Below are 12,891 nucleotides of genomic sequence, written 5' to 3'. Positions count from 1 at the left end.
ACATATGAAACTATCACCAAGATTAATTTGGGTTTTAATGCTGTGTGGATTAACATTCACGGTCTTCAGTTGTCAAAATTTATCATCCGAAAAAACAGCGAAGAATTCACCGGAAGAGTCAACTACAGGATTCAATTTAGACAATGCATCATGGATTACAGATGCTAAACCGTTACCAGAAAAAGATTCTTTGTTTTATCTCACTCACCCTGCTCCTATCTTTAGAAAAGAATTCAATTCTAAAGACAACATAAAAAAAGCGACGTTATACATTACCGCCGCTGGGTATTACGAAGCTACAATAAACGGGGAACGCATTGGGAAAAACATATTAGATCCTGCTTGGACAGATTTTAGTAAACGCATTTTTGTGTCTGAATACGATATTACATCTCAGATAAACAAAAACGAAAACTGCTTAGGGGTTACTTTAGGAAATGGTTTTTATAATCCGCTTCCTCTAAGAAAATGGGGACGAAGAAATTTAAGAACAGATCTTTCTGTTGGAAAACCAACCGTGATTGCTAAATTAATAATTGAGTACACCAATGGTGAAACTGAAGAAGTAATAACAGACGATTCATGGAAGTATAGCTATGGTCCTATTCAAAAAAACAGCGTTTACATTGGAGTAGCCTACGATGCCACAAAAGAAATAAAGGGATGGAACACCAATGGTTTTAACGACAACCAATGGTCTGCTGCCGTTATCGGAAACGGACCTGGAGGCGATTTACAAAAAGCATTCTTTCCACCAGTTCAAATCACAAAAACCTTAACGCCTACTGCTATCACGTCTCTAGAAAAGGATACTTACATAGTAGATATGGGTGTGAATTTTACAGGAACATTTAAAATGAAAATGACTGGTAAAAAAGGAGACACTATTAACTATAGATTTGGTGAACGCATTTATGATGACGGCTCACTAAATCCGATGACAACCGTAATTGGTCAGATTAAAAGAAAAGGCGCAGGTGGCCCAGGTGCACCAGACATTGCATGGCAAACAGATAGTTATGTTATAGGCGATAACGACGCATGGTTTCAACCGCCTTTTACATATCACGTTTACAGATATATCGAAATTTCAGGCTTAAAAGAAAAACCAAAAACAGAAGATATACAAGGTCTTATGTTTCATACTAATGTTGAAAACGAAAATACCTTCAATAGCTCATCGGACTTACTCAACAGCATTCAAGAAATTTCAGAACGGTCATTCTTAACTAACCTTATTAGTGTACAATCAGATTGTGCTGCTCGTGAAAAATTCGGTTACGGAGGTGATTTAAATGCCACAAGCGAAGCTTACATAAATAATTTTGACATGAAAGGAATCTACCGTAAAACGGTTTACGACTGGGTAGATGCCATGAAAGATTCGTCTTTTGTAGATACAGCTCCTTTTACTGGTGTTGAGTACTGCGGTATTAGCTGGGAATCTGCCTACCTAACCACACAATACTATTTATACTTATATTATAACGATACAGATGTTGTAAAAGAAATGTATGATAAAAATATAAAATGGATGGATAAGGTTGCTAGAATTCATCCAGACGGTATGGTTAACAAAGGATTAAGCGATCACGAATCTTTACAACCTGTACCAGTACAATTAACAGGAACGTCACACTATATGCAATGTGCCGAAATTATGGAGACGTTTGCAAAGGTGATGAATGATAAAGAAAACGAATTAAAATACAACCAACTTGCAGACCACTTAAGAACGCTAGTTAAAAATGAATTTTGGGACAAGCCGGTAAAAAAGAAAATTAACCGTCAGACTTTATTTTCAACATTACTATACCACAATATAGTACCTACAGAAGAACTTGGCGCCGCTAAAGATTCTTTACAAAAAGCCATTAACAACGGTCCTTCTGGACATTTAAATACAGGGATTTTCGGAACTAAATATGCTTTAGAAGCGGTTTCTAAAAACATTTCGCCAGAAGCTGTTTTCAACATTGTAAATAGTAAAGCATACCCAGGATGGGGCTTTATGGTAGATAATGGAGCTACAACTATTTGGGAAACTTGGAAAGAAAGCGATGGTACTTTTTCTAACAACCACCCGATGTTTGGTTCGGTTTCAGAATGGTTTTACAGATGGTTAGGTGGTATCCAACCAGATCCTGAGCATCCTGGTTTCAAAAAATTCATTTTAACACCGTCAACTCCAAAAGGATTAGAATTTGTAAATACAAAATACAACTCCCCGTTTGGAACTATTGTTTCAAATTGGAAAAAACTAGACTCAAACGCTTATGAGTATACGTTTGCTATTCCTTCAGGAAGTAGTGCACAGGTAAAATTAGCATTAAGTGCTTCTCAAGATATTAAGATTACAAAAGACGGAAGCGGATTTAACACAGATACAACTTCTGGTGATTTTAATTTGGAAGCGGGTCATTACAACATTGTAATTGCAGATAAATAAAAACATTCTTTAATGAGAGTACTTCTTTTAAATATCCTAATCGTGCTTGGAACTTTTCTAAAGGTCCAAGCACAAGATTATACCGAGGTTAAAGCAAAATTTGAACACAACCTACACCAACCTGTAAATATTCAGAAGTTAGGCGATGGTCATTATTTTATTGATTTCGGAAAGGCATATTTTGGAACACTATCTATAAAAGCTAAAGCATCTCAAAAAGATACTGTGGTTTTTCATCTCGCCGAACAACTATCTTCCGAGTACACGGTTAACAGAAATCCGAAAGGAACCATAAGATACCAAAACGTGGTATTGCCACATTTAAATAAAGGCGAAAGCATCAACCTTAAACTGCCAAAAGTTATTGGAAACACAAAACCTGAAGCCATAGCACTTCCTGAATCATTTGGAGTGATTATGCCCTTTAGATATTGTGAGATAGAGAATTTAAAAATTCCGATAGACGACCTTATAATACATCAGAAGGTTGTGCACTACAAATTTAACGACGAAGCTAGTTATTTCACCTCTTCAGACACGATTCTTAATCAGATTTGGGACATCTGTAAGCACACCATTAAAGCTACAAGTTTTGCTGGCTATTATGTAGATGGCGACAGGGAACGTATTCCTTATGAAGCCGATGCGTATATTAATCAACTTAGTCATTATGCGTTTGATAACGAATACAGTTTAGCAAGAAGAACAAACGAATTTTTCATTTCTAATCCCACATGGCCTACAGAATGGATTCTTCACACGGCTAAAATGTTTTATTACGATTATTTATACACTGGAAATTCAGAATCGATTAGTAAATTTTACGATAAGCTAAAAGATAAAACACTCATCGAATTAGAGCGAGAAGATGGTTTAATTACCACCGACAACGAACGGATGAACAAGCAGTTCATGACTCAACTTGGATTCGAAAAAAGAAAAAAAATTAGAGATATTGTAGATTGGCCAATGTCCGAACGCGATGGCTACGAGATGAAAGCAATCAACACCGTAGTTAATGCCTTCTATTTTGAAAATCTTATAATGATGTCTCGTATTGCTGAAGCCTTAGAAAAGCCGGAAGACGCTCTGTTTTTCAAAGACAAAGCAGATCAAGTAAAAGCACTTATTAACGACAAATTGTTCGACAAATCTACTGGACTATACATAGACGGCGAAGGTTCTAGCCACTCCTCGCTTCATGCAAACATGTTCCCATTAGCCTTTGGAATAGTGCCAGAAGGACGTAAAGAAGCAGTCCTTAAATTCATTAAATCTAAAGGTATGGCGTGTAGCGTTTATGCCGCTCAATATTTATTAGAAGGTTTATATAAATCAAATGAAGCCGCATACGCCCAACAATTAATAACGGCTACCGATCACGACAGAACATGGTGGAATATGATTAAAACAGGATCGACCATGACGTTAGAAGCTTGGGACATAAAATACAAACCTAATCTAGACTGGAATCACGCCTGGGGAACAGCACCAGGAAATATAATAACACGAGATTTATGGGGTATTAAACCTATAACACCAGGTTTTGAAGACGCAGAAATATATCCGCAATTAAGCAATCTTAGTTTTTCAGAAATTAAAGCCCCGACTATTAAAGGGCCGATTACAGCCAAATATAAAAAGATAGACGACCATAATTTTAAATATGAAATTGAATTACCTAAATCCATGAACGGACACTTTAAAGTTCCAATCGGAAACTGGAAATCAATTACACTTAATGGTGTAGAAGTACACGATAAAAACAAATTAAAGCTAGACAAAGGCCGTAATGTTATTACGCTAGTAAATTAATTTATCGGTCTAAAACAATAATCGATATCCCATTACAAAATATACAACCTATGATATTTAACCCACCACATAACTTTTTAAGCATGAAACATATACTGTTTTCCTTTTTCTTAATTTCATTTTTAAATGTATCAGGTCAAGAGCAAGTTTTTCCAGGTGCCGATGAAAAAACACCTTCAAAAGCTCAATACTTTAGTTGGATTAACAACACTAACGAAGGTCCTACCGAAGAACATACCGCTATTAACTTAGACTTTTTTGGATGGTTAAAAAGTGAATACGGCATGCAATTAGACATCTACGCTATGGATGCTGGTGCAATTGATGGTAAAAATTTTTACGGAAGTATTTATTCCGATCGCTTTAAAAAGCAGTTTCCTAATGGGTTCGACCCGATTTACGAACAAGCCAAAGCACTTGACATTAGATTAGGGGTTTGGGGTGGCCCAGATGGATTTGGAGATACACCAGAAGAAGAAAAAGCCCGTATAGACGAAATGGTAAAATTATGTAGAGATTACGATTTTGCACTTTTTAAATTTGATGCTGTTTGCGGACCACTACGTCCAGAAAAAGAAGATGCTTTTATTGAGTTAATGAAACAATCTCGCGAACACAGCCCAGATTTAATTTTATTAAATCACCGTCTTGGTTTAGATAAAGCGAAACCTTACGCCACTACATTTTTATGGGGAGGTGCGGAAACTTATATCGATGTACACATGGCAAATACTATAACAGCACCACACCATAGAGCTCAGGCCATGTCTAGAGGACTTGTACCAGATTTACAGCGTCTAACAGAAGATCATGGGGTATGTATATCATCGTGTATAGATTTTTGGGAAGACGATTTAATTTTACAAGCCTTTAACAGAGCATTAATTCTATCTCCTGAAATTTATGGTAACCCTTGGTTATTAAACGACGCCGAATTTTCTAAACTAGCATACATTTATAATTTACATAAAAAATACAGAGATATTCTTGTCGATGGGATTGTACTAGACAAAGCTTACGGAGAAAATGCCGTATCTAGAGGAGATGGCAAAACACAACTATTAAGCCTTAGAAATTTAAACTGGGAAGCAAAGTCTTTTTCTTTAACATTAAATGAAGATATCGGACTTAAAGCCGATGGAGATATAACCTTACTTCAAGTTCACCCTACCGAAAAATTAATTGGTACATTTAAAAAAGGTGAAACCGTTCCCGTAGATGTATTGCCGTTTAGATCGGCTTTATTTATAGCCACTACAGAAGCCTACACAGATCCGCTTTTAGCAGGAACAAACTTTCAAACCATTAAAAATATCCCTGGTGAATCTATTGAAATCGAAATTCTTGGAATGCCTGGAACAACATCTAACATAAACATAGCAAATAGTGATTTATTTACTAATGCAAAAGTTGATGGTAAATCTATTCAGAAATTAACAAAAGGCGGAAAATTAAAAGTTCGTTTTCCTGGAGAAAAACTTAAAAACGACTATCACCGTAAACTAAATGCGTTTGAAACAACAGATATTCCTGAAGATGCCACAACACTTTATGAAGCTACTGTATTTGCCGCAGACAACAATGCATTAGAAGTACGCTCTTTAAAACGTTCTGGAGAAACAAAAATACCAGAAGTTAAGGCCGCACGAGATGCTTTTTTCCAACAAGATGCTTTTGTTAACCGTGGTGTTTGGGATAAAAACTTATTCGACGGGGATTTAGAAACCGGATTTTGGCGCAACCAAACATACCGTTTAGACACACGTATTGAAGGTGGCGCGTTTAGATTGGATTTAGGAGAAATTACATATTTAGATCAGCTTTTAATTACCGTTCCTAGCGAATTTGGTTTACAGCCCTTACTAATAGGTGAAGGAAATTTTGTTGAAATATCTACCGATTTAAAAAACTGGGAGACCCTAACTTATATCGCCGGAACACAAACCGAAATAAACATAGGTAAAGACGTAAGATATTTGAGGTTTAAAGCTACGTCGCAACAAATTGTAGAAATTGAAGGTATCGCTAAAGGAAAAAAAGTAGACCGATCGCAATGGAGAGCTTCTAATTTATTTGCACACCCAAGTAAGAAAAAAGCACAGAAAGCATGGACATCTAAAATTGTTTTAGACGAAATCGCAGAAGGTAGCTACTTATGTGTTGCTGTAAACGGAAAACACGGTATAGAAGGTGCTTATGCCGCTGCTAAAATTGGAGAGACTTATATTGGTGCTCCAGACAGAGCATCGTCTTACCCTGCAAACAATTGGGAATTCATGACCTCTCGTCGAGATAGTAATTACACTTATTATATCCCATTAGATCAATCTATGATAGGTAAAGAAATTGAAGTATTCACGTTGGGTTACGATAAAGAAAATCTGAATTTAAATCCAGAATTATACATTACTACACACCCACAACCTTGGGAGAAACTTACGCTTACATTAGATAGAATATAATCGTTTACCATTAAAAACTTAAACATGCACAACACGTCCGTTTCAAAAACCTTTTTATTACTTTTTATATTTTGCGTCACTCATATTGCTTCAGCAGAAATTAAACTTCCTGCATTTTTTAGTAGTGAGATGGTTTTACAACAACAAACAGAAGCCGCCATTTGGGGAACTGCCACATCGCGTAAAACCGTAGAAGTTACCACATCGTGGAACGGAAAAACGTACACCACTAAAGCCGATAAAAATGGACATTGGAAATTAAAAGTTGAAACCCCTAGTGCCGGTGGTCCTTACGACATTACCATTTCGGATGGTACACCTATAACACTTAGCAACGTTTTAATAGGAGAAGTATGGATTTGCTCTGGACAATCTAATATGGTAATGCCATTAAAAGGTTTTAGCAAACAACCCGTAATTGGCTCTAATAAAACCATAGCAACCTCGAGAAACAGTCAGATACGATTATTTAAAGTAAGACAAAAAGCAAGCCTTGAACGCTTAGATAACGTAACGGGTAAGTGGCTAGAATCTAATCCTGAAAACGCTGCCGATTTTAGTGCAACAGCCTATCATTTTGGTAAAATGCTTCAAGACGTATTACAAGTTCCCGTTGGACTTATAGTAACCGCTTGGGGAGGCACACGCATAGAACCATGGATAAGTGAAGACGGACTAAAAGACTTTGATTGGGTTCCTGAGCCTGCTCTAGACGATAAAGGCAGAGTAACTCACAGAATACCTACTACCCTTTTTAACGGTATGATAAATCCCCTAAAAGGTTTAACCATGAAGGGTGTGATTTGGTACCAAGGCGAATCTAATGCTCCGGAACCAAAGAAATACGAAGCCCTAATGCCCGGCTTAATTAACAACTGGCGAAAAGAATGGGCTATTGGAGATTTTCCTTTTTATTACGTACAAATAGCACCTCACGATTATAGCAACAAACCTGGCGTAAATTCGGCTTTACTTAGAGAAGCTCAATTAAAAGTTTCAACAAAAACAGTGAATACCGGAATGGTAAGTTTAATGGACGTAGGAGAAAAACATGTAATACATCCAGCGCACAAACAAGTTGGTGGTGAACGTCTTGCATACCTAGCTTTAGCAAAAAGCTACGATATAAAAGGTATAGCATATTCGGGTCCTGTATTAAAAGACATGATTATAGACGGACCAGTGGTGCAATTAACTTTCGACCACGCTAAAACGGGACTTAGCACCTTTGGCAAAGCATTTACTAATTTTAAAATCGCAGGGAAAGACAAACGTTTTTACCCCGCCCAAGTTTCAATAAACTGGAAAGGACTAGTTTTATTTTCGGCTTATGTTCCTAATCCTGTTGCTGTGCGTTATGCCTTCGACGATTTCACCGTAGGAGAACTATTCAATACAGCTGGTTTACCTGCCTCTTCGTTTAGAACAGATGATTGGGAGTTAGAATAAACCGAATTATCTTAATATTAGACTTACAATTAATAGCCCATTAAATTATATATTGATATGCTACATTATTTAAAAAAACATTCGAGACCCTTTATTTCTTGGCACCTACTTTTAGTCGGTTTACTTGTTTTAAATACATCTTGCAACGACGCTAAGAAAAAAGACACAGCAGTAACTGCGGTTACAACTCCAACTAAAAAGCCAAACATTCTTATTCTTCTCACCGACCAATGGCGTGCACAAGCCACAGGTTATGCCGGAGATCCGAACGTAAAAACACCAAACCTAGATCGCCTGGCTTCAGAGAGCATTAATTTTACCAATGCCGTATCGGGAACCCCAGTTTGTACGCCGTTTAGAGCGGCACTACTAACAGGGCAATTACCTTTAACTACAGGTGTATTTATGAACGATGTTCAGCTTAATCCAGATGCACTTAGTATGGCCGAAATTTTTAGCGAATACGATTATCACACAGGTTATATCGGGAAATGGCATTTAGACGGACATGGTAGATTACAAAATGTTCCACCAGGAGAAAGACGACAAGGTTTCGAATTTTGGAATGGAAACGAATGTACACATGATTACAACCATTCGGTGTATTATGATAACGACAATCCTGAAAGAAAGATATGGGAACAGTATGATACTTTCGATCAGACCGACGCGGCCTTACATTATATTAATGATAGAAAAGCAATAGACGATCCGTTTTTAATGATAGTATCTTACGGAACGCCACATGGCCCGTACCATACTGCTCCAAAAAGTTATCGCGATCGTTTTAATCCAGAAGATATAGAGCTAAGGCCAAACGTTCCTGAAAAATCTCAAAAAAGAGCGAAAAAAGAATTGTCTGGTTACTATGCACATATTACCGCAATAGACGATATGATTGGTAAAATAACCCAACAGCTTAAAGATGACGGACAATGGGATAACACTATTATATTATTCACATCAGATCATGGAGATTTATTAGGATCGCACGGCGAATTAAAAAAACAACAGCCTTACGACGAGTCCATCCGTGTACCTATGTTACTTAAATTACCGGCAAATAAAAAGATTGCTCCCAGCATTAATAAAACGGTTGTAAATTCTGAAGACATCTTACCTACCCTTTTAGGATTAACCGATATAGCAATTCCTAGTACTATAGAAGGTACAGATTTTAGCCCAAGCATTTTAAATAATGAAGAGTTAAATAATGCAGCCCTGATAAGATCTATACAACCTTTTGGCTCTTGGAACAGAAACCGAGGCGGACGAGAATATAGAGGATTAAGAACACCGAGATATACCTACACCCGAGATTTAAATGGTCCGTGGCTTTTATTCGACAATCAGGAAGATCCGTATCAAGAAACGAACTTAATAGGAAATGAAAAGTATGCAACCATTCAATCTGAACTTGATACCCAACTTACACAGCGATTAAAAGCAAATAAAGATGAATTTCTCCCTGGTCCAGAATACGTTAAAAAATGGGGTTATACTGTAGACAAAACAGGAACTGTACCATATACAGAGTAATTATAATTTCATTCTATTATCAAGTCATACCATATACCAAAACCATTGTAGGTCTTCAAAATCAACTCTAATTTATAAGTATGTCTAATACATCTAAAATTATACGTTTTGCAGTTTATTCTATTGCCTTAGGCGGTTTGTCTCTGAATTTAGAGGCACAAACAAAACCTAATGTTATTCTTATAGTCACAGACGATCAAGGATTTGGAGACCTAGGATACTATGGCAATCCACATGTAAAGTCGCCTACCATAGACCAATTAGCGGAGCAAAGTGTACGATTTGACGAATTTCTAGTCTCTCCCGTATGTGCACCAACGCGTGCTTCTTTAATGACAGGAAGATACGCTTTAAGAACAGGTGTTCGTGACACCTACAGAGGTGGTGCTATAATGGCCACCGATGAAATTACTATTGCCGAAATTCTTAAGGAAGCAGGATATAAAACCGGCATGATTGGCAAGTGGCATTTAGGAGATAATTACCCTTCTCGTCCACAAGATCAAGGTTTCGATTTTACATTAAATCATTTATCAGGAGGCTTAGGTCAAAATGGTGATTGGCCAAACGCTCTAGAAGGCAGTCGCCGGTATTTTGATCCCATTCTTTGGAAAAACGGAGAAATGATACAAACTAAAGGGTACTGCTCGGATGTATTTACAGATGAAGCAATCCATTTTGTTGATAAAAACAAAGCAGATCCATTTTTCCTGTATTTATCTTTCAATGCACCACACGCCCCGCTTCAAGTACCTGACGCATATTACAACATGTACAAGGACATTGATCCTTCGAAAGGTTTTGAAAACGACGACAGACCTTTTCCTGTAATGAATGAACAGCTGAAGGAAAACGCAAGAAAAGTTTATGCTATGGTTTCTAATATAGACGATAACTTAAAAAGACTCTTCGACACTTTAGATGGTATGGGGATAAGAGATAATACATTGATTATTTTTATGACAGATAATGGCCCTCAGCACGATAGATATGCCGCAGGTATGAAAGGTAGAAAAGGCTATGTTTACGAGGGCGGTGTTCGAGTGCCTAGTTTCTGGAGTCTTCCTTCTCAATTTAAAGGAAATCGCGATATTAAAACACCTACGGCACATTACGATATCTTACCTACTCTAGCAGAATTATGCGGTGCACAACGTCCTACAGATAGAATTCTGGATGGTAAAAGTTTGTTGCCTTTATTGAATAATGAAACGTCTAGCTTAGGAAATCGGACTTTTGCCCGAAGTTGGGTTCGCGGTGGCCCAGAACAATACACAAACATCTCGATTAGAAACGACCAATACAAATTGGTAGGAAACACAGTACAGCATGCCAACATCGATACATTCGAATTATATAATATAGTGGCCGATCCTTTCGAACAACATAACGTGGTGTTAACACATCCTTCAGAAGCCCTAGATTTAAAACAAAACATGGATGTGTGGTTTAAAAACATGATTTCTGAGCATAATTTCACAAAAGATCATCCTGCTATTGTAGGAACAATGCACGAAAATCCATCTGTTCTAAACATTAACGATGCTATTTTTACAAAAAACGAGAATCTAGGTCAGGATGTTGCCGGATGGGAAATAGAAGTTGCAGAAGCGGGATATTACGACATTAAAGTCCAATTATTTCAAAAAGAGATAAACAATATTAAACTCGATTTAAAAATAGGATCTGAGACTATAACAAAAGAGGCTATAATACTAACAGACGGTATAATACATATCGATAGGCTAACATTAGAAAAAGGCACGATTAGACTCACCCCTTTTGTCACAAACGAAAAAGGCGCATACATCAAACCGTTTTATATCAAAATAGATCGTCAATTTTAAAGACCGCATCTCCTGTTTTTTTTAAGGTTCGCATTTTATAGCTTTATTGATACCAACTCTATCGAATAGGTAAACATTACTATACACATTGAGGGTAATTTAATATACCCTTCTAAATACGAGTCTAGTTTGCCCATAAAAAAAGGCACTCATATTAATGGCACCTTTTTATAATTTTAAACTTCCTTTGCTTTAGTCGTTCAAGTATTTTTCAATTCCTTTTATAATAGGTTTAGAAAGCAACTCATATCCCTCTTTAGTATAGTGTACATCTTTGGGTCCCGCACCGTGATCCTTGTGTATTTTTTTGGAGATTTTATTTATATCATTTACAGTCACTCCGTATTTTTTCATAACTTTTTTAGCAACCTTATTATAGATTTTATCCGATTTCTCAACACGCCCTAATTCGCCTTTTGGGACATAAGATGTGGTTACAAAAATAAGTTTAGCATGTGTTTCTTTTAAACGCACTACTAAAGCCTCTAAGTTACGCTCATATTCTTCCGGAGTAAACGTCACTGTTCCATTTACTTTATCACGATTACCCTGATTTTTAGATTCTGGATTTCTGTAACATAAATCCCATAATCCCCAGTTAAATTGAATCACATCCCATTTTGTGTCCCCAATCCATTCATCTATCTGTTCTAAACCATAACCAGAATGTTGCGCATTCCCTTTATTGTGCACCACATTAGCCTTCTCCTTTAATACTTTTCTTACAAAAGGCGTATAACCTAAAGAAATTGAATCCCCTATTATTAAAACATCAGGTAAAGTGTCTGTCGTTTTAAAAGAGGCTAAAAATATAGCCAAGCATCCAATAAGCAGTAATTTAAATTTCATATATGTGTTATTTAATTAATTAGTATTTCTAAATATTTTTAATGTGGTCTTTAATAAATGCAATATCGGTTATAATACTAAGCAAACATTTATAAGGTTGTTAACTACAAACAAACACACACACCTAAAGTCTTGATAACAAACAACTAACACCACAAAGCACAAGTGAGTATAAAAGTTTTAAATATAATATTAATAAGACGTTATTGACTAAAAAGCATAAAAAAACCTTAATTAGAACAATCAAAAATCGAGCACAATTTACTATAAAAAAGCAGATAATACCTAGATAAATTAAGAAAAAACGCGAATTATATTAAATAATATGCATGCATAATATAAAAATAATTTAAACAATCAGAACACCTAACGTTTACATTTATTTAACATTTAATACGATTATCTTTTGACAGAATTAAAAAATATTCTAAGTTTATAACCTGATATTAATAACTAATTTTTTAACCCCTCAATTATTAAA

Annotated in this window: 7 protein-coding genes; 6 read left to right on the top strand and 1 reads right to left on the bottom strand. The window is 36.3% G+C overall.

All coding sequences use genetic code 11. From position 1 onward, the window contains the following. Window positions 1–4: 4 nt before the first annotated feature. The 6 genes from AC0UBM_RS15930 (at window position 5) to AC0UBM_RS15905 (ending at window position 11,561) form a co-directional block, all read left to right on the top strand. Window positions 5–2,449, top strand: coding sequence for a family 78 glycoside hydrolase catalytic domain (locus tag AC0UBM_RS15930; protein WP_475689289.1), 2,445 nt, complete (start codon window positions 5–7; stop codon window positions 2,447–2,449). Between the two features lie 12 nt (window positions 2,450–2,461). Further along, complete coding sequence (locus tag AC0UBM_RS15925; protein ID WP_475689288.1) at window positions 2,462–4,264, top strand: family 78 glycoside hydrolase catalytic domain; 1,803 nt, start codon at window positions 2,462–2,464, stop codon at window positions 4,262–4,264. Window positions 4,265–4,347: 83 nt separating this feature from the next. Further along, entirely contained in the window at window positions 4,348–6,726 is a 2,379-nt protein-coding gene (locus AC0UBM_RS15920) for a hypothetical protein (RefSeq protein ID WP_475689287.1), read from the top strand. A 24-nt stretch (window positions 6,727–6,750) separates the two neighbouring features. Further along, window positions 6,751–8,175, top strand: a complete 1,425-nt coding sequence (locus AC0UBM_RS15915) for a sialate O-acetylesterase (protein ID WP_475689286.1) — start codon at window positions 6,751–6,753, stop codon at window positions 8,173–8,175. Between the two features lie 57 nt (window positions 8,176–8,232). Continuing rightward, complete coding sequence (locus AC0UBM_RS15910; protein WP_475689285.1) at window positions 8,233–9,714, top strand: sulfatase family protein; 1,482 nt, start codon at window positions 8,233–8,235, stop codon at window positions 9,712–9,714. Window positions 9,715–9,794: 80 nt separating this feature from the next. Further along, window positions 9,795–11,561: an arylsulfatase gene (locus AC0UBM_RS15905; RefSeq protein WP_475689284.1), complete on the top strand. Its 1,767-nt coding sequence runs from the start codon at window positions 9,795–9,797 to the stop codon at window positions 11,559–11,561. Between the two features lie 192 nt (window positions 11,562–11,753). Here AC0UBM_RS15905 and AC0UBM_RS15900 read toward each other — a convergent pair whose 3' ends face one another. Further along, entirely contained in the window at window positions 11,754–12,410 is a 657-nt protein-coding gene (locus AC0UBM_RS15900; protein WP_475689283.1) for an SGNH/GDSL hydrolase family protein, read from the bottom strand. Between the last annotated feature and the right edge of the window lie 481 nt (window positions 12,411–12,891).

Source organism: Formosa sp. F44 (genome assembly GCF_056238645.1).
This window is presented reverse-complemented; position numbering and strand designations above follow the sequence as displayed.

Excerpts from the sequence above, each read along its gene's own strand:
- AC0UBM_RS15920 (WP_475689287.1), top strand. The coding sequence starts at position 4,348 with ATGAAACATATACTGTTTTCCTTTTTCTTAATTTCATTTTTAAATGTA.
- AC0UBM_RS15930 (WP_475689289.1), top strand. The coding sequence starts at position 5 with ATGAAACTATCACCAAGATTAATTTGGGTTTTAATGCTGTGTGGATTA.
- AC0UBM_RS15925 (WP_475689288.1), top strand. The coding sequence starts at position 2,462 with ATGAGAGTACTTCTTTTAAATATCCTAATCGTGCTTGGAACTTTTCTA.
- AC0UBM_RS15910 (WP_475689285.1), top strand. The coding sequence starts at position 8,233 with ATGCTACATTATTTAAAAAAACATTCGAGACCCTTTATTTCTTGGCAC.
- AC0UBM_RS15915 (WP_475689286.1), top strand. The coding sequence starts at position 6,751 with ATGCACAACACGTCCGTTTCAAAAACCTTTTTATTACTTTTTATATTT.
- AC0UBM_RS15900 (WP_475689283.1), bottom strand. The coding sequence starts at position 12,410 with ATGAAATTTAAATTACTGCTTATTGGATGCTTGGCTATATTTTTAGCC.
- AC0UBM_RS15905 (WP_475689284.1), top strand. The coding sequence starts at position 9,795 with ATGTCTAATACATCTAAAATTATACGTTTTGCAGTTTATTCTATTGCC.